The following is a 23,627-nucleotide window of genomic DNA, read 5'->3' on the forward strand; positions in this document are numbered from 1 at the left end:
CACCGCGTGGAGGTGCGTGGTGCCGGGGCCGGGAAGAGCCCGGAGGAAGCGGGCATGAGAGCGGGTGGCCGCCCCTCCGTGAGGGGCGGCCACCCATCGACCGGTCCTGGACCGGCCCTTGGCTCGTCGTAGGACGTGAGAGTCAGCGCTCGTCTTCGCCGGCGCTGGCAGGTACAGCCGTCAGCCGGTCGGTCTCGTCCTGTATCTCAACGGCGATCTTCTTGAGTTCCGGCTCGAACTTGCGCCCGTGGTGAGCACAGAAGAGCAGCTCACCACCGCTGGTCAGGACGACGCGCAGGTACGCCTGGGCGCCACAGCGGTCGCAACGGTCAGCGGCCGTCAGTGGGCTCGCGGGGGTCAGAACAGTAGTCACGTCGCCTCTTCTCTAGCTCGACGAGCTGTCGTACCAGGGTCAACATCCAACCAGGCCGAAAACGTTCCCGCTCGGGCCTTTTCCTGGAAACTTCTTCTTGGCGGTGCTTCGAGGTGGCTGGCTGCCGACTGGCTGGCGGCGAATGTGCCGTATTGCTTCGCTTTACGGTTTCGCTTGCTTGCTTGTCTGTCTCATGGTTCCTCCCGGCTGGCTTGCCGGTTTGTTGTTGAGGACGTGCCCGGAGCCTAAATGGTTCATGCGCCAAAGGGAACGTGATGTGCGCGTCACCCGAACGAGGGATCGAACACGCATGCGACTCTGGACTAGCATGAGTCATCAGGAGGGTGGCGTTACATCGGCTCTACCAGGCCTCGGTACCCTCTGACCGGTGAACGACGCCCGGCCTTTACCCACAGGGGCCAGATCCAGAATTCAGCGAGGAGCGAACCGCGTGACCGCCGAAATGTCAGTGCCGTCCAGTGCGCTGCTGACCGCAGACCGTGACGGTTCCAACTACACCGCGCGGCACCTGCTCGTCCTCGAGGGGCTTGAGGCGGTTCGCAAGCGCCCGGGCATGTACATCGGGTCGACCGACAGCCGTGGTCTCATGCACTGCCTCTGGGAGATCATCGACAACTCGGTGGACGAGGCCCTGGGCGGGTACTGCGACCACATCGAGGTGATCCTCCACCACGACGGCTCGGTCGAGGTCCGGGACAACGGCCGGGGCATCCCCGTCGACGTCGAGCCGAAGACCGGCCTCTCGGGTGTCGAGGTCGTCATGACCAAACTGCACGCCGGCGGCAAGTTCGGCGGCGGCTCGTACGCGGCTTCCGGCGGTCTGCACGGCGTCGGCGCCTCCGTGGTGAACGCGCTGTCGTCCCGCCTCGACGTCGAGGTCGACCGGAGCGGTGCCACGCACGCGATCAGCTTCCGCCGCGGTGTCCCCGGCATGTTCACCGAGTCGGGGCCCGATAGTCCCTTCGACCCGGCGAACGGGCTGCTCAAAGGGAAGCGGGTGCCCAAGACCCGTACCGGCACCCGTGTCCGCTACTGGGCCGACCGGCAGATCTTCCTCAAGGACGCCAAGCTCGCCCTGGAGACGCTGCACCAGCGCGCCCGCCAGACCGCCTTTCTCGTTCCGGGGCTCACCATCGTCGTCCGCGACGAGCGCGACCTGGAGGGCGAGGGCAAGTCGCAGGAGATCTTCCGCTTCGACGGCGGCATCAGCGAGTTCTGCGAGTACCTCGCCCAGGACAAGGCGGTCTGCGACGTCCTGCGCCTCACCGGCAGCGGCACCTTCAAGGAGACCGTCCCGGTCCTCGACGACCGAGGCCATATGACGCCGACCGAGGTCACCCGCGAGCTCGGGGTGGACATCGCCCTGCGCTGGGGTACCGGCTACGACACCACGCTGAAGTCCTTCGTCAACATCATCGCCACCCCCAAGGGCGGTACTCATGTGACCGGATTCGAGCGCTCCGTCACCAAGACGGTCAACGAGGTGCTGCGCTCCGCCAAGCTGCTGAGGGTCGCGGAGGACGACATCGTCAAGGACGACGCCCTCGAAGGCCTCACCGCGGTCGTCACCGTACGGCTCGCCGAGCCGCAGTTCGAAGGCCAGACCAAGGAAGTGCTGGGCACATCCGCAGCAAACCGGATCGTGGCCAATGTCGTGGCCAAGGAGCTCAAGGCGTTCCTGACTTCGACCAAGCGCGATGCCAAGGCGCAGGCCAGGGCGGTCTTGGAGAAGGCCGTCGCCGCGGCGCGTACGCGTATCGCAGCCCGCCAGCACAAGGAGGCCCAGCGGCGGAAGACGGCTCTCGAGTCGTCCTCGCTGCCGGCCAAGCTCGCCGACTGCCGCAGCGACGACGTCGACCGCAGCGAGCTCTTCATCGTCGAGGGTGACTCCGCGCTCGGCACGGCCAAGCTTGCCCGCAACTCCGAGTTCCAGGCGCTGCTCCCGATCCGGGGCAAGATCCTCAACGTCCAGAAGTCATCCGTCTCCGACATGCTCAAGAACGCCGAGTGCGGAGCGATCATCCAGGTCATAGGAGCGGGCTCCGGCCGCACCTTCGACATCGACGCCGCCCGCTACGGCAAGATCGTGCTCCTGGTCGACGCCGATGTCGACGGAGCCCACATCCGCTGCCTGCTGCTCACCCTCTTCCAGCGCTATATGCGGCCAATGGTCGAGGCAGGCCGGGTCTTCGCCGCCGTCCCGCCGTTGCACCGGATCGAGCTCGTCCAGCCCAAGAAGGGCCAGGACAAGTACGTGTACACGTACTCGGACAACGAACTGCGCTCCACGCTCCTCGAGTTCCAGCGCAAGGGCATCCGGTTCAAGGACTCGATCCAGCGCTACAAGGGCCTCGGTGAGATGGACGCCGACCAGCTGGCCGAGACCACGATGGACCCGCGGCACCGCACGCTGCGCCGGATCAACATCGGCGATCTGGAGTCCGCTGAGCAGGTGTTCGACCTGCTGATGGGCAATGACGTCGCCCCACGCAAGGAGTTCATCACCAGCAGCGCGGCGACGCTCGACCGCTCGCGCATCGACGCCTGACTCGAAGCCCTGACCGGGCGGCGCTTCCAACCCTGCCGCTCCGGTCACCAACCTGGCGGAATCCCGGCATCCGTCACCTAATGGGGTGAAGAGGAAGAGAGAAGAGTCAGGGATCTCCCCGTTCTGTCCATTCTGGTGGGGGCCAGCGACCGCGATGGTTCGCTGACAGGGAGAGAGCTGAGCGTGGAGAAGCAGGATTGCCGGGAAGGCGGTGCCGTGCGCATCGACGACCCGTGGTACGACGCGTTGGCCTTCGGCTGGGGCGAGTCCGACAGTGCGGGCCTGCCCGCAGCGAGCGTGCCTCCGGGGGCCGGATTTCGGGAGCATCGCGGCGCACCAGCCGACATCTACCGGGAAGTGCAGCGCAGCGCGGCCTTCCAGGAGGTGCGCAGTCGCTACAGGCGGTTCGTCATTCCGGCGACACTCGTCTTCTTCACCTGGTACGTGGCATACGTCATCACCGCCACCACCGCACCCGCGCTGATGGCGAAGCCGGTCGCTGGGGCGGTCAACGTGGCGATGGTGGCCGGCCTGGGGCAGTTCCTCACCACCTTCCTGCTCACCTGGGCCTACGCCCGCCATGCCCGGCTGCGCAGGGACCGTGCGGCCCTCGATCTGCGCTGGACGGTTTTCGACCAGACACGCGAGGCCGACCTGCGAAGCGGCACCGATTCGGCGACCGAGGACGGGGCGGACCACGGATCCTCGGGCCCGGTGCGACCCGTCCGGGGCGGCGCGGAGCCATCAGGGAGGGCCGGGCGTTGAACGGCGACCACCAGACGCTGGCGCTGCTGCTGTTCAGCGCCTTCATCGCGCTCACCCTGGGTATCACCACCTGGGTGGGGCGCCATCGGCGTGGCTCGGCGGAGGAGTTCTACGTCGGCGGACGACTGTTCTCGCCCATGGAGAACGGCTTCGCCATAGCCGGCGACTACATGTCAGCGGCCTCGTTCCTGGGCATCTCCGGCCTCATCGCCCTCTACGGCTACGACGGAATGCTCTACTCCGTGGGCTTCCTGGTGGCCTGGTTGGTGGTGCTGCTCCTCGTCGCCGAACTCGTGCGAAACTGCGGACGGTTCACCCTGGCCGATGTCGTCGCCGCCCGCATGAGGGAACGACCGGTACGGATGGCGGCCGGCACGTCGTCCGTCGCCGTGTCCGTGCTCTATCTGGTGGCACAGATGGTGGGCGCCGGCAGTCTGGTCGCCCTTCTGCTCGGCGAGACCAGTGAGTCGGCACGCTCCTGGACCGTGGTCGGGGTCGGAGCCCTGATGGTGATCTATGTGTCCTTCGGCGGGATGCGGGCCACCACCTGGATCCAGATCGTGAAGGCCGTGCTGCTGATGGCAGGTGCCACAGCCCTCACCGTGCTCGTACTGGCGCGCTTCCACGGCGACTTCAACGCCTTGCTCGACTCCGCCGCACGGCAGAGCGGCCACGGACGAGACTTCCTCGCTCCCGGACTGCGCTACGGCGGTGACTGGACTGCGCGCCTCGACTTCATCAGCCTCGGGCTCGCACTGGTGCTGGGCACCGCCGGATTGCCGCACATCCTGTCGCGCTTCTACACCGTGCCGACCGCTCGCGCCGCGCGCCGCTCCGTCGTCTGGTCCATCGGGCTCATCGGCAGCTTCTACCTGATGACGATAGTGCTGGGATTCGGTGCCGCGGCGATCCTCGGCACGGACGAGGTGCGCGCCTCGAACGCCGCGGGCAACACGGCGGTTCCGCTCCTCGCCCAGGAACTCGGCGGCGGTCCGGGTTCCACCGGAGGCACCGTGCTGTTCGCCGTGGTGGCGGCGGTGGCGTTCGCGACGATTCTCGCCGTCGTCGCCGGAATCACCCTCGCGTCCTCAGCCTCGGTCGCCCACGATCTGTACGCCTCGCTGCGTCGCAGCGGCGCCGGACAGCGCAGCGAGGTGGGCGTGGCCCGGCTCGCTGCGGTGGGCATCGGAGCGGTTGCGATCGCGCTCGGCCTCATCGCCCGTGACCTGAATGTGGCGTTCCTGGTGGGACTGGCCTTCGCCGTCGCCGCATCGGCCAACCTCCCGGTGCTCCTGTACGCGCTGTTCTGGCGGAACTTCACTACGCGCGGCGCGGTCTGGTCCGTCTACGGCGGGCTGATCCCGGCAGTGTTGCTCGTGGTCCTGTCGCCGGTGGTGTCCGGAAGCCCGGAGGCATTGTTCCCCGGTGTCGACTTCCAAGTCTTCCCCCTGCAGAACCCCGGTGTGGTCTCGATTCCCCTGGGCTTCCTCGCGGGCTGGATCGGCACCGTCACGTCCTCCGAGCCCCCGGACGAGACCAAGTACGCGGAGACGGAGGTGCGTGCCCTGACCGGGGCGGGTGCGGTCTGAGGGCGGCGCACGGCTCGGCACGGGGCGGACCCCCGGGTCCGCCCCGTATCCTGGGATGCTCGATAGGTGCCGAAGCCCCCAGGGAGCCGCGTTGAGCCAGCCTCAGATCCCCGTCGTCGTCCTCGCGGGATTTCTGGGATCCGGCAAGACCACACTGCTCAACCATCTGCTGAAGGCCAGCGGCGGGACCAGGATCGGCGCGATCGTCAACGACTTCGGGTCGATCGAGATCGATGCCATGACGGTGGCCGGTCAGCTTGGCGACTCCACGGTGTCGCTGGGCAACGGCTGTCTGTGTTGCGCCGTCGACGCGAGTGAACTTGATGTGTTCCTGGACAAACTCACCGGGCCCGCGGCGAGGGTCGATGTCATCGTGATCGAGGCGAGCGGTCTCGCCGAGCCGCAGGAACTGGTCCGTATGATCCTGGCCAGTGAGAACGAGCGGATCGTGTACGGCGGCCTGGTCGAGGTCGTCGACGCGGCCGAGTTCGAGGCGACACGGGCGAAGCACCCTGAGATCGAACGGCACCTCGCGATCGCCGATCTGGTCGTGCTCAACAAGGCGGACCGGATCGCTGACGGGGAACGACTGCGGGAGCGGATCACCGCTCTCGCCGACGGGGCTGCCGTGCTCCCGACGGTCTACGGTCGCATCGACCCCGCGCTGCTGTTCGAGTGCCGCCCGCGCGGAGAACGCGTCGGGCAGCTGTCGTTCGAGGACGTCATCGAGGAGAGCTGTGAGGACGCCGACGAACACGACCGCGGCGACCATGACGTCCCCCACCGACACCACGGCTCCGGCGCCCATCTGCACGCCGCCTACGACACTGTCTCCTTCGCCGCCACCCGGCCGCTCCACCCTCGCAGGCTGCTGGACTTCCTCGACTCACGTCCCGACGGGCTCTACCGGATCAAGGGGCACGTGGACTTCGGCGCAGTCGACCCCGCCAACCGTTACACCGTCCACTCCGTCGGCAGATTCCTGCGTTTCCACCCGGAGCCCTGGCAGCGGACCGGAGCCGACGAGCCTGGAACCCAGTTGGTCCTCATCGGGTCCGGCATCGACACCGGGTCGCTGATCGAGGGACTCGACGCCGTCTGTGTGGGTGGTCCCGAGGACGCCCCGGACCAGCACGCCCTGTGGGCCCTGTTGCGGTACGTCCCCGGACCGGCCGACGCCTCCGGCGCCGAAGTGAGTGAGCCGGACGACTACCTGTCGTAGCTCATCGCCCGGGGACCCCGTGCGGTGCGGCCGGTTCCAGGCTCGGTGTGCGGTGCGGGAACCCGTTCGGCCAGGATCCGTCTGCCGCGAACTGTCAGTCGGGCAAGACGGTGGGGGACACGAAGACCTCCGTGTGTGGTGTGGAGCCCGGACACCTCCACCACACCGGAGGTCTTCGCCATGAAGACCCAGCCTTGTTGACAACGCTCGTGGTGAACACACCTAGGGCCCTGCCAACGCGGCCACTGGCTTCGCCAGGGCGATGCCGGAGCCGTCGCGGCGCGGATCGATCTCCGGCAGGTCCGCAGGCGTGCCGTTCTTCTGCGCAGCACGGGCGGGAGCCGCGCCGGCCCAGGCCAACAGCAGGACGTCCTCACCCTTGAGGAAGCGCTGGCAACGCACACCCCCGGTCGCCCGGCCCTTGCGCGGATACTGGTCGAACGGGGTCAGCTTCGCTGTCGTGACCGAGTCGTCCAACGCTCCCGTGGCGCCCGCCGCGGTGAACACCACTGCATCGGACGCCGGGTCCACCGCGGTGAACGAGATCACCCCGGCGCCCTCGGCGAGCTTGATGCCGGCCATGCCACCGGCCGGTCGACCCTGCGGCCTGACCTGCGACGCCTGGAAACGCAGCAGTTGGGCGTCGGAGGTGATGAACACCAGGTCCTCATCGCCGGTACGCAGCTCGGTGCCACCCACGATCCGGTCGCCCTCCTTCAGCGCGATGACCTCCAGCTCGTCCTTGTTGGCCGGGTAGTCGGGCACCACCCGTTTGACCACACCCTGGAGCGTGCCGAGTGCCAGCCCGGGGGAAGCCTCGTCGAGTGTGGTCAGGCAGACCACCGACTCGTGCGGTTCCAGTGACAGGAACTCCGACAGTTGCGCACCACCGGAAAGTGCCGGCGCGGAAGCCGAATCGGGAAGTTGCGGAAGGTCGATCACCGAGAGTCTCAGCAGACGCCCCGCCGAGGTGACGGCCCCCACCTCGCCGCGTGCTGTGGCGGCGACCGCGGAGACGATCAGATCGTGCCTGGCGCGCTTGCCGTCGCCTTGCGGCCACGGCTCGGCCGTGGCGGTGCGGGCGAGCAACCCGGCGGAGGAGAGCAGCACCCTGCAGGGGGCGTCCGCCACCTGCAGGGAGGCGACGGCAGGAGCGGGGGCGCCCGAGGACTCCAGCAGCACCGTGCGTCGCTCGGTGCCGAACTTCTTCGCCACCGCCGCCAGTTCCGAAGAGACCAGCTTGCGCAGCTCCGCGTCCGACTCCAGGATCCGGGTCAGCTCCTCGATCTCCGCGGTCAGGCGGTCGCGCTCGCTCTCCAGCTCCAGCCGGTCGAACTTGGTGAGCCGCCGCAGCGGGGTGTCGAGGATGTACTGGGTCTGCACCTCGCTGAGGGAGAAGTGCGCGATGAGGCGCTCCTTCGCCTGCGCGGAGTTCTCGCTGGAGCGGATCAGGCGGATGACCTCGTCGATGTCGAGGAGAGCGACCAGCAGGCCTTCGACCAGGTGCAGCCGGTCGCGCTTCTTGCCGCGGCGGAACTCGCTGCGCCGCCGCACCACATTGAAGCGGTGGTCGAGATAGACCTCGAGCAGCTCCTTGAGGCCCAGGGTCAGCGGCTGTCCGTCGACGAGCGCCACGTTGTTGATGCCGAAGGACTCCTCCATCGGCGTGAGCTTGTAGAGCTGCTCCAGGACGGCCTCCGGGATGAAGCCGTTCTTGATCTCGATCACCAGCCGCAGCCCGTGCTCGCGGTCGGTGAGGTCCTTGACGTCCGCGATGCCCTGGAGCTTCTTCGAGCCGACCAGGTCCTTGATCTTCGAGATCACCTTCTCCGGGCCCACGGTGAAGGGGAGTTCGGTGACGACCAGGCCCTTGCGGCGGGCCGTCACGTTCTCGACTGCCACCGTGGCACGGATCTTGAAGGTGCCGCGGCCCGTCTCATAGGCGTCCCTGATCCCGGACAGGCCCACGATCCTGCCACCGGTCGGCAGATCGGGCCCGGGGACATGCCTCATCAGGGTCTCCAGGTCCGCGCCCGGGTACCGGATCAGGTGGCGCGCGGCGGCGATGACCTCGCTCAGATTGTGCGGCGGCATGTTCGTGGCCATACCGACCGCGATCCCGGAGGCGCCGTTGACCAGGAGATTCGGGAAGGCGGCGGGTAGTGCGACCGGCTCCTGCTCCTGTCCGTCGTAGTTCGGTGAGAAGTCGACCGTGTCCTCGTCGATCGACTCCGTCATCAGACTTGTCGCGTCGGCCATCCGGCACTCCGTGTACCGCATGGCGGCCGGAGGGTCGTCATTGCCGAGCGAGCCGAAGTTCCCGTGGCCATCGACCAGCGGCAGCCGCATGGAGAAGGGCTGGGCCATCCGCACCAGGGCGTCGTAGATCGACGCGTCACCGTGCGGATGGAGCTTGCCCATGACCTCGCCGACCACCCGGGCGCACTTCACGTACCCACGGTCGGGGCGCAGGCCCATCTCGTTCATCTGATAGACGATCCGGCGGTGGACGGGCTTCATCCCGTCCCTGGCGTCGGGCAGGGCACGGGAGTAGATCACCGAGTACGCGTACTCGAGGAAGGAGCCCTGCATTTCGTCGACGACGTCGATGTCGAGGATCCTCTCCTCGAAGTCGTCGGGCGGCGGCGTCTTCGTGCTGCGGCGGGCCATCGCTGCTGCGGCTCCTTCACCAACATGAACCATGGACGGGAACTGATGCGGACCATTGTGGACCGTACCGCCGACAACGCGGACCTCGACCCGGGCCCCGGGCTCTTCGGCGGCCCTCGTGACCACACCCGGTGACCGAGGGGGAACTGCCGGGAACTTCGCCAGGTGTCGGCGGGCTTGCATACAGTGGCTGTGCATAGGCAGGTAGACGAGCAGGACTACCGAATCGCGATCGAAGGGACCACATGCCCATGGGTCACACGGCCACAGCGCAGGCCGGCTCCGGCGGCCTGACAGCGACCGAGCACCGCCTGGCCAACGGCCTGCGGGTGGTGCTCTCCGAGGACCACCTGACCCCGGTCGCCGCGGTCTGCCTCTGGTACGACGTCGGCTCCCGTCACGAAGTCAAGGGTCGTACGGGGCTGGCTCACCTTTTCGAGCACCTGATGTTCCAGGGCTCCGCGCAGGTGTCGGGCAACGGCCACTTCGAGCTCGTGCAGGGGGCCGGCGGTTCGCTCAACGGCACCACGAGCTTCGAGCGCACCAACTACTTCGAGACGATGCCGACCCACCAGCTGGAGCTCGCGCTCTGGCTGGAGGCGGACCGCATGGGCTCGCTGCTCGCCGCGCTCGACGAGGAGTCCATGGAGAACCAGCGGGACGTCGTCAAGAACGAGCGGCGTCAGCGCTACGACAATGTCCCCTACGGTACGGCGTTCGAGAAGCTGACCGCCCTGGCCTATCCCGAGGGCCACCCTTATCACCACACCCCGATCGGCTCGATGGCCGACCTGGACGCGGCGACCCTGGAGGACGCGCGGAACTTCTTCCGTACGTACTACGCGCCCAACAACGCGGTGCTTTCGGTGGTCGGTGACATCGATCCCGAGCAGACCCTCGCCTGGATCGAGAAGTACTTCGGAACCATCCCCTCGCACGACGGCAAGCAGCCGCCGCGTGACGGCTCGCTGCCCGAGACCATCGGCGGGCAGCTGCGTGAGGAGATCGTCGACGAGGTTCCCGCCCGTGCGTTGATGGCCGCCTACCGGCTGCCGCACGACGGCACCCGGGAGTGCGACGCCGCCGACCTGGCGCTCACCGTGCTCGGCGGAGGCGAGTCGTCCAGGCTGCACAACCGCCTGGTGCGCCGTGACCGCACGGCGGTCGCCGCGGGCTTCGGTCTGCTGCGCCTGGCCGGGGCGCCGTCGATGGGCTGGCTGGACGTGAAGACCTCCGGTGGTGTGGAGGTGCCCGACATCGAGGCCGCTGTGGACGAGGAGCTCGCCAGGTTCGCCGCCGACGGCCCGACCGCCGAGGAGATGGAGCGCGCCCACGCCCAGCTGGAGCGCGAGTGGCTCGACCGGCTCGGCACCGTCGCGGGCCGCGCCGACGAACTGTGCCGCTACGCGGTGCTGTTCGGTGACCCGCAGTTGGCGTTCAGCGCCGTCTCGCGGGTCCTGGACGTCACCGCAGAGGAAGTGCGGGCCGTCGCACAGGCCAGGCTGCGCCCGGACAACCGCGCGGTGCTGGTGTACGAGCCCGCCGCCGCGGCGGCCGCGACAGAGGACAACGACGACGCTGACGACGCAGAGGGAGCCGGACAGTGACCGAGGCTGCCGTGACCATGGAATTCCACCCGCAGCCCCAGCCCGGCGACGCCCGGCCGTGGGCCTTCCCTGCGCCCGAGCGCGGGGCGCTCGGGAACGGGCTGACCGTGCTGCGCTGCCACCGTCCCGGCCAGCAGGTGGTGGCCGTCGAGATCTTCCTCGACGCTCCTTTGGACCTGGAGCCCGACGGCCTCGACGGCGTCGCCACGATCATGGCCAGGGCGCTCTCGGAGGGCACCGACAAGCACTCGGCGGAGGAGTTCGCCGCCGAGCTGGAGCGTTGTGGCGCGACGCTCGAGGCGCACGCCGACCACCCGGGCGTCCGTATCGGGCTCGAAGTGCCGGTCTCCCGGCTGGCGAAGGCCATGGGACTGCTCGCCGAGGCACTGCGGGCCCCGCTGTTCGCGGACAGCGAGGTCGAGCGGCTCGTCCGCAACCGCCTCGACGAGATCCCGCACGAGACGGCGAACCCGGCTCGCCGCGGTGCCAAGGAGCTGTCCAAGCAGCTCTTCCCGGCGTCTTCGCGGATGTCGCGCCCGCGCCAGGGCAGCGAGGAGACCGTGGAGCGCATCGACTCCGCGGCCGTCAGGGCCTTCTACGAGGCCCATGTCCGGCCCGCCACGGCCACGGCGGTGATCGTCGGCGACCTCACGGACGTCGATCTGGACGCCGTGCTCGCCGACACCCTCGGTGCCTGGACGGGCAGTGCGGGCGCGCCTCGCGCCATGGCGCCGATCACCGCCGACGACACGGGTCGTGTCGTGATCGTCGACCGCCCCGGCGCGGTCCAGACACAGCTGCTCATCGGCCGCGTCGGACCGGATCGCCATGACAGCGTCTGGCCGGCCCAGGTCCTCGGCACCTACTGCCTCGGCGGCACGCTGACCTCGCGCCTGGACCGTGTACTGCGTGAGGAGAAGGGCTACACCTACGGCGTGCGGGCGTTCGCCCAGGTGCTGCGCTCGGCCGCCCCGGCGTCTCCGGGCGGAGCCACCGGCGCGGCCACCCTCGCCATCAGCGGTTCCGTCGACACGCCGAACACCGGACCGGCCCTCCAGGACCTGTTCACTGTGCTGCGTACGCTCGCCGCCGAGGGGCTGACGGATGCCGAGCGCGATGTCGCCGTGCAGAACCTGGTGGGTGTAGCCCCGCTGAAGTACGAGACGGCCGCCTCCGTCGCCGGCACCCTGGCCGACCAGGTCGAGCAGGGCCTTCCGGACGACTTCCAGGGACAGCTCTACGCCCGGTTGGCCTCGACGGGCACCGTCGAGGCGACCGCCGCGGTCGTCAGCGCCTTCCCCGCGGATCGCCTCGTCACGGTCCTCGTCGGTGACGCGGCGGAGATCGAGGAGCCGGTCAAGGCCCTGGGCCTCGGTGAAGTGACAGTTGTCACGGGCTGATTGACCGTCCTTGAGGCGCCGCTCGTGGAGCCGAGAGGCCGCGGCGAGTGAGTGCGAGGAAGGGCCCCGTTGGGCATGGGTACGCCAACGGGGCCCTTTTCGCTGCCTGTTTAACGTTTGTCCGGTTTGCTGGAGAGGCTGCCTGTCTGTGCTGTGGGATACGCGACAAAATCCCGTGACCGTTTGGTGATTTACGGAAGATCGGCTTAGCGTCTTCTGCGCTGTCCGACCTTTGCACGCGCCGCACCCGCGGCAACGGGCAGCGATCGCCGAGTCCCCGTCAGGCGCGAGCCTGGGGAGCCGGGGACCCGCAAGTCCCCTGGGGTGAATCGGAACGCCTTCGCACACCTGCGCGGAGGGGGGCCGTAGGAGACCTTCCTGCTCCGAACCCGTCAGCTAACCCGGTAGGCGAGAGGGAAGGAAAGGACAAGCCACTTCATGGCGTTCACCCGTGCCACCGGGAAGCATCGTGGTCCGAGCCGGCTGTCGCGCAAGCGCGCGGGCGTGGCCGGAGCCGCCGCGCTGGCCACCACCGGCGTCGTCGGAGCACTCGCCTCACCCGCGCTCGCCGCCGAGCCGGACAGCCTCTCCGTCGAGGACACCGGCCTGAACCAGGTGGTCGTCGCCGGCGACATGCTCGCCAAGCAGGTCGGCGCCCAGGCCGACGTCCAGCAGGAAGAAGCCGACTTCGCCGCGTCCCAGGCCAAGGCCGAAGCGGACGCGAAGCGCAACGCCGAGATCCGGGTCAAGGCCGCCCGGGACGCCGAGGAGCGCGCTGCCCGAGAGGCCGAGCGCAAGCGCCTGCTGTCGTACAACCTCCCCGTCGCCGGGTCCTACGTCAGCACGGACTACCACTCGGGCGGAGCCGTCTGGTCCTCGGGCAGCCACACCGGGATCGACTTCCACGCCTCCTCCGGGACAAAGGTCGTCGCGGTCGGCACGGGCACCATCGTGGAGGCGGGCTGGGGCGGCGCCTACGGCAACAATGTCGTGATCAAGATGAACGACGGCACGTACACCCAGTACGGCCACCTCTCGTCCATCAGCGTCTCCGTCGGCCAGCGGGTCACCCCGGGTGAGCAGATCGGGCTGTCCGGCTCCACCGGCAACACCACCGGCCCGCACCTCCACTTCGAGGCCCGCACCGGCTCCGATTACGGTTCCGACATCGACCCGGTGGCCTATCTGCGCGGCCACGGCGTCAAGCTCTGACCTCCGCGCGCTGTCCCACGGCGCGCGGAGTCCGAAGGCTCCGGCCGGTCATCGAGACCGGCCGGAGCCTTCGGTATTTTCCGGCCAAAAAATATCCATGGATCAAGGCAGGCCATCGGAAATTCCCGCCCATTGTCATAGAGTCACCGAAGGGCATCGCCTGACTGGTCGGCTGCTCGACTCGGATGCCGCTTGAATTCGAGCGGATGTGGCAGATGCAGGGGATTACTGCGGAGGTTCGGTATGCGCATTCCCGCGCGTTCGGTATGCACGGCGATCCGCGACGACATCGTGTCCGGGGTCTTCGAGCGAGGCAGCCGGCTCGCCGAGGAGCAGCTGGCCCGTCGCTACGGAGTCTCGCGGGTCCCCGTGCGTGAGGCGCTGCGCACGCTGGAGTCGGAGGGCTTCGTGGTGTCGCGGCGGCATGCCGGAGCGTGCGTCGCGGAGCCCACCGCGCAGGAGGCCGCCGATCTGCTGGAGATCCGCGCGCTCCTGGAGCCTCTCGGTGCCGCCCGGGCCGCGCGGCGGCGCACGGAGGCCCATCTGAAGGTGCTGCGCGGACTGGTGAGGCTCGGCCAGGAGCGAGCGCGCCACAGCCAAGGCGAGGACCTGCGGGCACTGGGCGGATGGTTCCACGAGACGCTGGTTCAGGCGTCCGTGAGCCCCGGGCTCATCACCCTGCTCACCCAGTTGCGGCACAAGATCGCCTGGATGTACGCGGTCGAGCAGCCGACCCAGCCGGTGGAGTGCTGGTCCGAGCACGGGGCGATCGTGGACGCGGTGGCCCGCGGTGACGCGGAGCGGGCGCGGGCGCTCACCGCGGCGCACGCCGAGCGGGGGACCAGGGGGTACCGGCTGCGTATCGCTCCGCTCGCGCCGCACGGTTCAGCGGTGAGGGTTTCGCAACATTCCGTAAACACGGCAAGTGTCCGCCATTAACACGCGCTCTGTATACAAATAGAGGTGCGCTCAGGATTTTCTGGAGTGGCCCAGGTGTTGATTCTATTCACCTGATCCGGAGTCTTCGTCTTGGTTCGGTTTCTCGGTTTTCCGAATGCGGTGTGCCCGGTCGATTTCTCGCGAGGTCGGTGATCAGACGGTCTCGGGGAGTTCCTCGAGGCCTTCGGCGACCAGCTTCGCCAACCGGTCCAGCACGGCCTCCGCGCCATCCGCGTCGGATACGAGCACGATCTCGTCGCCACCCTCCGCGCCGAGGCTGAGCACCGCCAGCATCGAAGCGGCGTTGACCGGGCTGCCGTCCGCCTTGGCGATGGTGACCGGGATGCCCGCGGCCGTGGTGGCGCGGACGAAGATCGAAGCGGGGCGGGCATGCAGGCCTTCGGCCCAGCCGACCTGGACGCGGCGCTCAGCCATGGTGATGCCTCCTGAGTCTGGGGGTGTCCTCAGACTGCACCCGCCTTCCTTGCTTCGCGACCGGGACCCGGGCCGTAGTCTTGGGGCCATGCAGACCCCGTCGGACCACGTGTACCCCGACCACTGGGAAGCCGACGTGGTGCTGCGCGACGGTGGCACCGCGCGCATCAGGCCCATCACCACGCAGGACGCCGAACGGCTCGTGAACTTCTACGAGCAGGTGTCGGACGAGTCCAAGTACTACCGCTTCTTCGCGCCCTACCCTCGGCTGTCCACCAAGGACGTCCACCGGTTCACCCACCACGACTACGTGGACAGGGTGGGCCTGGCGGCGACGGTGGGCGGTGAGTTCATCGCGACCGTGCGCTACGACCGTATCGACGCGAACGGCAGGCCGGCGTCGGCACCCGCCGACGAGGCGGAGGTGGCCTTTCTGGTCCAGGACGCGCACCAGGGCAGGGGTGTCGCGTCGGCGCTCCTCGAACACATCACCGCGGTCGCCCGTGAGCGCGGCATCCGTCGGTTCGCGGCGGAAGTGCTGCCGGCGAACAACAAGATGATCAAGGTCTTCACCGACGCCGGATACACCCAGAAGCGCAGCTTCGAGGACGGAGCCGTCCGACTGACGCTGGATCTGGAACCGACCGCGCGGTCACTCGCCGTCCAGCGAGCCCGCGAACAGCGCGCGGAGGCGCGCTCCGTGCAGCGTCTGCTGGCACCGGGTTCGGTGGCGGTGATCGGCGTCGGCCGGGTGCCCGGCGGAGTGGGTCGGGCCGCGCTGCGCAATCTTCTGGAATCCGGCTACACCGGGCGGTTGTACGCCGTGAACCGCTCTCTGCCGCTGGAGGGCCCCGACGGCTCGGACGACCACGAGATCGAAGGTGTGCCCGCCTTCCGTACGCTCGCGGACATCGGCGAGCCCGTCGACCTGGCAGTGGTGGCGGTCCCCGCCGAACGGGTGCCGGAAGCCGTCGTGGACTGCGGCGAACACGGAGTGCAGGGGCTGGTCGTCCTGACCGCCGGTTACGCGGAGAGCGGCGTACGAGGGCGCGAGCGGCAGCGGGAACTGGTACGCCAGGCGCGCAGGTACGGCATGCGGATCATCGGACCGAACGCCTTCGGGATCATCAACACCGCCGACGGGGTCCGGCTGAATGCCTCACTGGCCCCCGAGTCACCGGCCCGGGGCCGGATCGGACTGTTCACCCAGTCGGGCGCGATCGGCATCGCCCTGCTCAGCGGACTGCACCGACGCGGTGCCGGACTGTCGTCCTTCATCTCGTCCGGCAACCGGGCCGATGTCTCCGGCAACGACTTCCTTCAGTACTGGTACGAGGACCCCGACACCGACGTGGTGCTGCTGTACCTGGAATCGCTGGGCAACCCCCGGAAGTTCGCCCGCCTCGCCCGACGCACCGCCGCCGCCAAACCCGTCGTGGTGGTGCGGGGCGCCCGGCACAGCGGGAGCGCGCCCCCCGGTCACGCGGTGCCTTCCACCCGCATCCCGTACGCCACTGTGTCCGAGCTGCTCGCCCAGGCAGGGGTGATCCGCGTCGACACGGTCACGGAGCTCGTCGACGCGGGTCTGCTGCTTGCCGGGCAGCCGCTGCCCGGGGGCTCGCGGGTGGCGATCCTGGGCAACTCCGAATCGCTCGGGCTGCTCACCTACGACGCCTGCCTGGCGGAGGGCCTGCGGCCACTTCCGTCGCGTGACCTGACGACGGCGGCGACCCCGGACGACTTCCGCGAGGCGCTCACCGAGGCGATGAAGGACCCGGCGTGCGACGCCGTCGTCGTCAACGCGATCCCCTGGGTCGGCGAGGGCGGGGCGACCGAGTCGGGCGACGGCGAGGTGCTCGCCGGAGCGCTGCGTCAGGCGGCGGAGTCCTCCCCGCCCAAGCCGGTCCTCGTGGTCCACGTCGAACTGGGCGGTCTGGCGGACGCCTTGGCGGCGGCGACGAGTTCGGCACCGCCGCGCCCGTCCACCGCCCCCGGTGCCGATGCGGCTCCCGGGGCGCTGGCGGCGGACGGGGCCGTGCGGCGAGAGACCATGCGGCAGGACACCGCCGTACGGGACGGGGACCGGGGGCACGGCCCGGAACCGGCCGCCGCGCCGGTGCTCCCCGCCATGCCCCGTATCCCCGCCTACCCCGCTGCCGAGCGTGCCGTAAGAGCCCTTGCCGAAGCCGTGCGGTACGCCCAGTGGCGGCGGGACGCCGCGCGTCCCGGGAAGGTGCCGGAGTTCGATGGCATCGACGAGGACGGGGCAGCGGCCCTCGTCGCCCGGTTGATGGATCAGGCCCGCGGGGCGCTCGGAGTCACGCTGACCGATCACGACACACGCGCGCTCCTCGCGTACTACGGGATCGACGTGCTGACCACCGTCCCCGCTCCCAGCCCCGATGCCGCCGTACGCGCCGCCGCCCAACTCGGCTACCCCGTGGCGCTCAAGACCATGGCACCGCATCTGCGGCACCGCCCCGACCTCGGGGGCGTGCGGCTCGATCTCGCCGACGAGTACCAGGTACGACAGGCGTATGCGGAGCTGACCGCGACGCTGGGCGGGCCCGCCGAGCTCAGGCCGGTCGTGCAGGCGATGGTCCCGCGAGGTGTGGACACGGTGGTACGCGCCGCCATTGATCCGGCCGTCGGAGCCGTACTGTCGTTCGGGCTCGCCGGACCCGCCACGGAACTGCTCGGCGACACCGCCCACCGGCTGGTTCCCGCAACCGACCGCGACGTGGCGGAGCTCGTGCGCTCCATCAGGACCGCCCCCATCCTCTTCGGCTGGCGTGGTTCGGCGCCGGTGGACAGCGGCGCTCTCGAAGAGCTCCTGCTGAGGGTGTCGCGACTGGTGGACGACCACCCGGAGGTGGTCGGCATCGGCCTGGAACCGGTCGTCGTGGCCCAGCACGGCCTCTCCGTGCTCGGCGCCACCGTCCGGCTGGCCCCACCGCCGCCTCGAAGCGACCAGGGCCCGCGCACGCTCCCCCGTTACTGAGCGCACTCCAGGGTCCCGGGGCCCCGTAGGATGGAGCCCATGGCGAAGACCGGTACGACGACCCAGGGGCTGCGCACGGCGATCGAGCGCAGCGGCTACTACCCGGCTCTCGTGGCCGAGGCGGTGGAAGCCGCCGTGGGCGGTGAGCAGATCGCGTCGTACCTGGTCCATCAGGAGACCACGTTCGACTCCAATGAGGTCCGCCGCCATGTCACCGTGCTGGTGCTGACGGCGACCCGGTTCGTGGTCAGCCACACCGACGAGCAGGCCGCCGACAACAGCTCTCCGACGCCGTACGCCACAACCTCCACCGAGTCCGTCAAGCTGGACAGGATCTCCTCGGTCGTCGTCAGCCGGGTCGTCGCCAACCCGGAGGCGTACACCCCCGGCACTCTGCCTCGCGAGGTCGTGCTCACCATCGGTTGGGGCGCCGTCTCCCGTATCGATCTGGAGCCCGCCGCCTGCGGGGACCCCAACTGCGACGCGGACCACGGTTACACCGGCAATTCCACGGCGGACGATCTCAGCCTGCGGGTCAGCGAGGCGGGTGACGGCCCGGACGCCGTCCGGCAGACCCTCGCCTTCGCCCAGGCGCTGTCCGAGGCCACGGCCGCCACGACCGCCGCGCGCTGATGGTCCTGCCCGACTCCGCCAGGCCCGGTGACCACTGGTACAGCGAGAGCGAGCCGCTCGCACTCGATACCGCCGCCGCACCCGCCTACGGCAGTGGCTCCCTCGCCGATCTGCTGCCGACCATCGTCGCGGGCCAAGGCGTGCCCGGAACGCACTCCACGCTCACGGAGTTGGCGCCCGCCGACCGGAACTGCGTCTTCCTGATCGACGGCCTCGGCTGGGAGCAGCTGAAGGCCCACCCGGCGGAGGCGCCGTTCCTGACCTCGCTGCTGGCTTCTTCCCGCGGTGGTACCGGTCGGCCGATCACCGTGGGCTTCCCCTCCACCACAGCGACTTCGCTGGCCTCCTTCGGCACCGGTCTGCCACCCGGCTCGCACGGGCTGCCCGGCTACACGGCCCGCAACCCGGAGACCGGCGAGCTGATGAACCAGCTGCGTTGGACGCCCTGGACGTCCCCGCGGGTCTGGCAGCCGTATCCGACCGTCTTCCAGCTCGCCCACGAAGCCGGTGTGCACACCGCCCAGGTGTCGTCACCGGGCTTCCAGGACACCCCCCTCACCAAGATCGCACTGAGTGGTGGAACGTTTCACGGGAGGCTCAGCGGCGAGGAGCGGATGGATTTCGCGGCCGAGCAGCTCGCCGCCGCCGATCGGTCGCTCGTCTACACCTACTACAGCGAGGTCGACGGCAAGGGCCATCGCTTCGGAGTGGACTCCGACGCCTGGCGCGGCCAGCTCATGTACGTCGATCGCTTGGTGCAGCGCCTCGCCGAGCAGCTTCCGCCGCGTACGGCGCTCTACGTGACCGCCGACCACGGCATGATCGACATCCCGTTCGACGAGGAGTCGCGCATCGACTTCGATGAGGACTGGGAGCTGCGCGCCGGTGTCGCCCTGCTCGGCGGCGAGGGCCGGGCCCGCCATGTGTACGCGGTGCCCGGCGCCGAGTCCGATGTGCTCGCCGTCTGGCGGGAGGTGCTGGGTGACCGTTTCTGGGTCGCGAGTCGTGACGAGGCCATCTCGGCGGGCTGGTTCGGACCACACGTGGACGAGCGGGTGTACGGCCGCATCGGCGATGTCGTCGCGGCGGCGCACGCCGATGTCGTGATCACCGCGTCCGTGAACGAGCCCCGGGAGTCGGCGATGGTCGGCATGCACGGTTCGATGACGCCTGTGGAGCAACTCGTTCCGCTGATCGAAGTACGCTCCTGAGACGCGCCGCCCGCACCGACCGCGTCCGCGCCCACTGCCCGTCCGTTGCCAAGACCTGACCCGCCCAGACCTGAAAGGTCGTCGCTTCCTCATGCCCGAGCTGGTGTTCTTCTCCGGAACCATGGACTGCGGAAAGAGCACCCTCGCTCTTCAGATCGAGCACAACAGGTCCGCGCGCGGCCTCCAGGGCATGATCTTCACCCGCGACGACCGGGCGGGCGAGGGCAAACTCTCCTCCCGTCTCGGACTCGTGACGGAGGCGGTGGAGGCCACGCCCGGGCTGGACCTCTACGCGTACGTGGTCGAGCACATGTCGCGGGGCGGAAAGGTCGACTACGTGATCGTGGACGAGGCGCAGTTCCTGCCGACTGAGCAGATCGACCAGTTGGCCAGGACGGTGGACGACCTGGAACTCGACGTGTTCGCCTTCGGTATCACCACAGACTTCCGCACGAAGCTCTTTCCCGGCTCCCAGCGGCTGATCGAACTGGCCGACCGGGTCGAGACGCTCCAGGTCGAGGCCATGTGCTGGTGCGGGGCCCGCGCCACCCACAACGCGCGCACGGTGGGCGGCGAGATGGTGGTCGAGGGCGAACAGGTGGTGGTGGGCGACGTGGGCGGGGCCGCTGAGCTCGTCGGGTACGAGGTGCTGTGCCGTCGCCACCACCGCAAGCGGATGACCGGGGCGGCGGCCCGAGCGGCGGCACTGTCGCCTGACGTGCTGCCGGTCACCCCGGGCTGAGCCGCCGTTCGCGATCCCCCGGGTATGCGGTCCTGGGGGAGTGGCACGGTGCCCGGCCCGCCTCCGAGGCGCGACTCCGTAGGGCGAGGGGAGGCGCCCGGCGCCCATCAGGGCTCGGCCGACCGCACGATCGTGAACACCGCGCCCTCGGGGTCCGCCACCGTCGCCAGCCGGCCGCTGCCGCCCTCGCGGGGCTCGTGCAGCACATGACCGCCCAGGTTCCGCACCAGGGCCGCAGCCTCCTCGGTGTCCTCCACCTCGAAGTAGGTCATCCAGTGCGAGCCCCGGTCGCGTGGCAGGGCATGGCCGACACCGTGCAGCGAGGCCACCGCGCGTCCCTCCAGATGCAGGGTCGCGTAGTCGAACTCGGCGGAGACGACCGGTTCCACGTCATAGCCGAAGACCGACTGGTAGAACTTGCTGACCGCCGAAGTCTCCCTGGTCACCAGCTCGTTCCAGACCGGTGTGCCGTGCGTGCCGAACAGGGCGGTGCCGGTGTGCGCGGCGGCCTGCCAGATGCCGAACACGGCGCCTTCCGGGTCCGCCGCGATCGCCATACGGCCCGCGTCGGCCGCGTCCAGCGGCCCGACGCCGACGGTGCCTCCGCAGGATCTGATCTGCTCGGCCGTCTCGTCGGCGTCGTCGGTGGCCATGTAGGGCGTCCAGGCGATCGGCAGATGGCGGTCGGGCGGGAGCTGGCCGATTCCCGCCACCTCCTTGCCGTCGATCAGGGCTCGGACGTACGGTCCGAAGGGCTGCGGTCCGGGGGCGAAGTCCCAGCCGAACAGATCCCGGTAGAAGTCCTGCGTCGCGGAAAGCCCGTGCACCATCAGGCTCACCCAGCAGGGCGTGCCGGGCGGGCGCCGAGTCGCCTCGGTCGTCATCGTCACCCTCTCCTCGGACCATCGTCGTGGTCGTACGGCGTGGGGCTGGGAACGAGCCCTGCCGGGCAGCAGCCCGGTGCCCCCTCCAGATGCTTGCACCACGCGGCGCGCGGCGTAGCCCGGCCGCGCCGCTCTTCCGTGGATCTCCCTGGAGGATGCCCGTTTCGGCATGGCCCATCCCCTCCGTCGCCGTAAGGGGCACGCCGTGCCCGTGCCCTGCGCGAGGATGGCTGTATGAACCCCATCATCACCGCATCAGAACTGCTGAGCGAGTCGGCCGGTCCGCGACCGCCGGTGCTGCTCGACATCCGCTGGCAGCTGAGCCTGGCCAAGGCGGCGGGCGCCCCTCCCTTCGACGGACGGGCCGAGTACCGTGCCGGGCACATTCCCGGTGCTGTCTACATCGATCTCGACAACGAGCTGGCCGGTGCGCCAGGGGCCGGCGGCCGACATCCGCTGCCGGATGTGGCGGCCTTCGGCGCGGTGATGCGGCGGGCGGGCGTGTCCGTGGCCACCCCGGTCGTGGTGTACGACGGAGGCCAGGGCTGGGCCGCGGCACGGGCGTGGTGGCTGCTGCGCTGGACGGGGCACGGAGACGTCCGCGTACTCGACGGCGGTCTCGCGGCCTGGGGCGGTCCGCTGAGCACACAGACCCCTGATCCCGAGCCGGGTGACTTCGTGCCGGTTCCCGGTGCCCTGCGGCTGCTCGACGCGGATGCGGCGGCGGCGCTGGCGCGATCCGGGGTGCTGCTGGACGCGCGAGCGGCCGAGCGCTACCGCGGTGACGTCGAACCGATCGACCGGGTGGGCGGCCATATCCCCGGCGCGGTCTCGGCGCCGACGACGGAGAACGTCACCCCGGGCACCACGACGTTCCTCCCGGCGCAGGAATTGGCCACCCGCTTCAAGCGGCTCGGCGCGGCGGACGGCATGGAGGTCGGTGTCTACTGCGGATCGGGTGTCTCCGGTGCCCATGGGGTGCTGGCGCTGGAGATCGCGGGCATTCCGGCGGCGCTCTACGCGGGTTCATGGTCCGAGTGGTCGGCTGACGAGAGCAGGCCGGTGGCCACGGGACCCGACCCGCAGTAGTCGCGTGAGCCGACACGCGTGTGCAGGGCCCGTACGGAGATCGGTACGGGCCCTGTGTGAACGGCACGGTGGGCGGGGGCCCAGAGGTCGCTACTCCTGCTTCTTGCGCCGGGTCCCGAACACGATCTCGTCCCAGCTCGGCACGGCCGCGCGGCGGCCGGGACGGACACCGTCCGCCTCCGCCTGGCGGTCGGTCGTGCCCGTGAGGCGATCACGGTGCCCGCTCACCGCGCGGGGCATGAGGACGTCCGCATAGGCCGAGCCGGCACCGGCGGAGGCGGCGGGGGCCGGGGGCTCCTCGGCCTCGGCCTCCTCGTCGGGGTCGCCGGCGGGCGATTCGACCGGGCTCGGACGCTCGGGCACGACCATGTCGCCGCGGAAGTTCGGAACCGCCTCCAGGAGGCTGGTCAGGGAGTCGCGCCCGCTCTCCTCCGGCTCACCGGCGGCCGGCACCGGGGTGGGCCGCTCCAGGGCGCGGTCCAGCGCACGGTCCATACCACGGTCGAGCGGCCGGTCGCGGGGCAGTCGCGCGATACGCGGGACGAAGGGAAAGGTCGGCTCCTGGGCGACGGCGAGCGCGTCGTCCGTCTCGCCGATCAGCGCGCGCGCCTCGTCGTCCACGGCCTGGACGAGCCGCCGTGGCGGGTCGTACATCCAGCACGCCGAGTGCGGTTCCCCCGCGACCCGGTAGACGAGGAGTACTTCCCAGGTGCCGTCGTCGCGGCGCCAGGAGTCCCACTGCACGGAGTCCTTCTCGGCGCCGCGCAGCAACAGCCGCTCCTGCACCGCCTCGCCGAGTTGGGGGCCGGCGTTCTCCCCGGGGCGGCGCACGGGCGTCTTGCGCGCACGCTCCGCCATGAACGCGCGCTCGGCCAGCACGGGGCCTTCGAACCGACGCACGCGGTCGACCGGGATTCCGGCGAGCTGTGCGACTTCCTCCGCGGAGGCACCCGCTCGTATGCGAGCCTGGATGTCGCGCGGCCGGAGGTGGCTCTCCACCTCGATCTCGATCTGGCCGAGGCGGGCGCGGTCATTGCGGACGGCGGCGCGCAGCCGCTCGTCGATGGGAAGCGTGTACTCCGTGCTGTCCGCAGCCTTCAGCACCAGTCGTGTGCCGTCGTTGGAGACGGCCACGACACGCAGTTCGGGCATGGGGACCTCCCGGGTGGTGCCTGCCGACGTCACGTGCGTCGCTGCTTCCGCTAGTCGAGTGTGGCCTGCCCGGGTGCAGCCTGCCACAACCTTGCCGAGTTGCCCGGCGTGTCGGGCACGGGCCCTGATCGCCG

Annotated in this window: 18 protein-coding genes and 1 riboswitch; of the genes, 13 read left to right on the top strand and 5 right to left on the bottom strand. The window is 69.7% G+C overall.

What is annotated here, in order from left to right; all coding sequences use genetic code 11:
• Window positions 1–142 precede the first annotated feature (142 nt).
• Entirely contained in the window at window positions 143–373 is a 231-nt protein-coding gene (locus V1460_RS09865) for a hypothetical protein (RefSeq protein WP_338673364.1), read from the bottom strand.
• Window positions 374–824: 451 nt separating this feature from the next.
• On the opposite strand from V1460_RS09865, the gene V1460_RS09870 reads away from it, so the two are divergent.
• The 4 genes from V1460_RS09870 (at window position 825) to V1460_RS09885 (ending at window position 6,518) form a co-directional block, all read left to right on the top strand.
• The gene (locus V1460_RS09870; RefSeq protein WP_338673365.1) at window positions 825–2,942 is read left to right on the top strand and encodes a DNA topoisomerase IV subunit B; all 2,118 of its coding nucleotides are present in this window, start codon (window positions 825–827) and stop codon (window positions 2,940–2,942) included.
• 183 nt (window positions 2,943–3,125) lie between these two features.
• Window positions 3,126–3,707 carry a DUF485 domain-containing protein gene (locus V1460_RS09875; RefSeq protein ID WP_338673366.1) on the top strand — a complete coding sequence of 194 codons (582 nt, stop codon included), beginning with the start codon at window positions 3,126–3,128 and terminating at the stop codon, window positions 3,705–3,707.
• Window positions 3,704–5,296, top strand: a complete 1,593-nt coding sequence (locus V1460_RS09880; protein ID WP_338673367.1) for a cation acetate symporter — start codon at window positions 3,704–3,706, stop codon at window positions 5,294–5,296. The genes V1460_RS09875 and V1460_RS09880 overlap by 4 nt, the downstream gene beginning before the upstream one ends.
• Window positions 5,297–5,351: 55 nt before the next feature.
• Window positions 5,352–6,518 carry a GTP-binding protein gene (locus V1460_RS09885; RefSeq protein ID WP_338673368.1) on the top strand — a complete coding sequence of 389 codons (1,167 nt, stop codon included), beginning with the start codon at window positions 5,352–5,354 and terminating at the stop codon, window positions 6,516–6,518.
• Between the two features lie 222 nt (window positions 6,519–6,740).
• Here V1460_RS09885 and V1460_RS09890 read toward each other — a convergent pair whose 3' ends face one another.
• On the bottom strand, window positions 6,741–9,188 hold the full coding sequence (locus V1460_RS09890; protein WP_338673369.1) for a DNA topoisomerase IV subunit A: 2,448 nt from the start codon (window positions 9,186–9,188) through the stop codon (window positions 6,741–6,743).
• 251 nt (window positions 9,189–9,439) lie between these two features.
• Between V1460_RS09890 and V1460_RS09895 the strand changes: the two genes are divergently transcribed.
• From V1460_RS09895 to V1460_RS09910, 4 genes are all read left to right on the top strand, one after another.
• Window positions 9,440–10,795 (top strand): pitrilysin family protein, encoded by a 1,356-nt coding sequence (locus V1460_RS09895; protein WP_338673370.1) that lies wholly within the window; start codon window positions 9,440–9,442, stop codon window positions 10,793–10,795.
• Window positions 10,792–12,195: a pitrilysin family protein gene (locus V1460_RS09900; RefSeq protein ID WP_338673371.1), complete on the top strand. Its 1,404-nt coding sequence runs from the start codon at window positions 10,792–10,794 to the stop codon at window positions 12,193–12,195. The genes V1460_RS09895 and V1460_RS09900 overlap by 4 nt, the downstream gene beginning before the upstream one ends.
• Window positions 12,196–12,452: 257 nt before the next feature.
• Window positions 12,453–12,621: riboswitch (cyclic di-AMP (ydaO/yuaA leader) on the top strand.
• A 12-nt stretch (window positions 12,622–12,633) separates the two neighbouring features.
• The gene (locus V1460_RS09905) at window positions 12,634–13,407 is read left to right on the top strand and encodes a M23 family metallopeptidase (RefSeq protein WP_338673372.1); all 774 of its coding nucleotides are present in this window, start codon (window positions 12,634–12,636) and stop codon (window positions 13,405–13,407) included.
• A gap of 243 nt (window positions 13,408–13,650) precedes the next feature.
• Window positions 13,651–14,346, top strand: a complete 696-nt coding sequence (locus tag V1460_RS09910; protein WP_338673373.1) for a GntR family transcriptional regulator — start codon at window positions 13,651–13,653, stop codon at window positions 14,344–14,346.
• Between the two features lie 153 nt (window positions 14,347–14,499).
• Here the strand turns inward: V1460_RS09910 and V1460_RS09915 are convergent, their stop codons facing one another.
• Entirely contained in the window at window positions 14,500–14,781 is a 282-nt protein-coding gene (locus V1460_RS09915) for an HPr family phosphocarrier protein (RefSeq protein ID WP_338673374.1), read from the bottom strand.
• An 88-nt stretch (window positions 14,782–14,869) separates the two neighbouring features.
• On the opposite strand from V1460_RS09915, the gene V1460_RS09920 reads away from it, so the two are divergent.
• From V1460_RS09920 to V1460_RS09935, 4 genes are all read left to right on the top strand, one after another.
• Entirely contained in the window at window positions 14,870–17,782 is a 2,913-nt protein-coding gene (locus V1460_RS09920; protein WP_338673375.1) for a GNAT family N-acetyltransferase, read from the top strand.
• Between the two features lie 39 nt (window positions 17,783–17,821).
• Complete coding sequence (locus V1460_RS09925) at window positions 17,822–18,415, top strand: DUF5998 family protein (RefSeq protein WP_338673376.1); 594 nt, start codon at window positions 17,822–17,824, stop codon at window positions 18,413–18,415.
• A complete protein-coding gene (locus V1460_RS09930) occupies window positions 18,415–19,626 on the top strand; it encodes a nucleotide pyrophosphatase/phosphodiesterase family protein (protein WP_338673377.1) in 1,212 nt (403 codons plus the stop codon). Before V1460_RS09925 ends, V1460_RS09930 begins: the two co-directional genes overlap by 1 nt.
• Before the next feature lie 91 nt (window positions 19,627–19,717).
• Complete coding sequence (locus V1460_RS09935; RefSeq protein ID WP_338673378.1) at window positions 19,718–20,368, top strand: thymidine kinase; 651 nt, start codon at window positions 19,718–19,720, stop codon at window positions 20,366–20,368.
• A gap of 107 nt (window positions 20,369–20,475) precedes the next feature.
• On the opposite strand, the gene V1460_RS09940 is transcribed toward V1460_RS09935, so the two are convergent.
• A complete protein-coding gene (locus V1460_RS09940) occupies window positions 20,476–21,252 on the bottom strand; it encodes a VOC family protein (RefSeq protein WP_338673379.1) in 777 nt (258 codons plus the stop codon).
• Window positions 21,253–21,486: 234 nt separating this feature from the next.
• Here V1460_RS09940 and V1460_RS09945 point away from each other — a divergent pair, with 234 nt between their 5' ends.
• Window positions 21,487–22,341 carry a sulfurtransferase gene (locus V1460_RS09945; RefSeq protein WP_338673380.1) on the top strand — a complete coding sequence of 285 codons (855 nt, stop codon included), beginning with the start codon at window positions 21,487–21,489 and terminating at the stop codon, window positions 22,339–22,341.
• A 90-nt stretch (window positions 22,342–22,431) separates the two neighbouring features.
• Here V1460_RS09945 and sepH read toward each other — a convergent pair whose 3' ends face one another.
• Complete coding sequence (gene sepH / locus V1460_RS09950) at window positions 22,432–23,493, bottom strand: septation protein SepH (RefSeq protein ID WP_338673381.1); 1,062 nt, start codon at window positions 23,491–23,493, stop codon at window positions 22,432–22,434.
• Window positions 23,494–23,627 lie beyond the last annotated feature (134 nt).

The organism is Streptomyces sp. SCSIO 30461 (assembly GCF_037023745.1).
Classification (GTDB): Bacteria; Actinomycetota; Actinomycetes; order Streptomycetales; family Streptomycetaceae; genus Streptomyces.

Excerpts from the sequence above, each read along its gene's own strand:
- V1460_RS09920 (WP_338673375.1), top strand. The coding sequence starts at position 14,870 with ATGCAGACCCCGTCGGACCACGTGTACCCCGACCACTGGGAAGCCGAC.
- sepH (WP_338673381.1), bottom strand. The coding sequence starts at position 23,493 with ATGCCCGAACTGCGTGTCGTGGCCGTCTCCAACGACGGCACACGACTG.
- V1460_RS09910 (WP_338673373.1), top strand. The coding sequence starts at position 13,651 with ATGCGCATTCCCGCGCGTTCGGTATGCACGGCGATCCGCGACGACATC.
- V1460_RS09930 (WP_338673377.1), top strand. The coding sequence starts at position 18,415 with ATGGTCCTGCCCGACTCCGCCAGGCCCGGTGACCACTGGTACAGCGAG.
- V1460_RS09895 (WP_338673370.1), top strand. The coding sequence starts at position 9,440 with ATGGGTCACACGGCCACAGCGCAGGCCGGCTCCGGCGGCCTGACAGCG.
- V1460_RS09890 (WP_338673369.1), bottom strand. The coding sequence starts at position 9,188 with ATGGCCCGCCGCAGCACGAAGACGCCGCCGCCCGACGACTTCGAGGAG.
- V1460_RS09925 (WP_338673376.1), top strand. The coding sequence starts at position 17,822 with ATGGCGAAGACCGGTACGACGACCCAGGGGCTGCGCACGGCGATCGAG.
- V1460_RS09915 (WP_338673374.1), bottom strand. The coding sequence starts at position 14,781 with ATGGCTGAGCGCCGCGTCCAGGTCGGCTGGGCCGAAGGCCTGCATGCC.
- V1460_RS09885 (WP_338673368.1), top strand. The coding sequence starts at position 5,352 with ATGCTCGATAGGTGCCGAAGCCCCCAGGGAGCCGCGTTGAGCCAGCCT.
- V1460_RS09905 (WP_338673372.1), top strand. The coding sequence starts at position 12,634 with ATGGCGTTCACCCGTGCCACCGGGAAGCATCGTGGTCCGAGCCGGCTG.
- V1460_RS09945 (WP_338673380.1), top strand. The coding sequence starts at position 21,487 with ATGAACCCCATCATCACCGCATCAGAACTGCTGAGCGAGTCGGCCGGT.
- V1460_RS09935 (WP_338673378.1), top strand. The coding sequence starts at position 19,718 with ATGCCCGAGCTGGTGTTCTTCTCCGGAACCATGGACTGCGGAAAGAGC.
- V1460_RS09940 (WP_338673379.1), bottom strand. The coding sequence starts at position 21,252 with ATGACGACCGAGGCGACTCGGCGCCCGCCCGGCACGCCCTGCTGGGTG.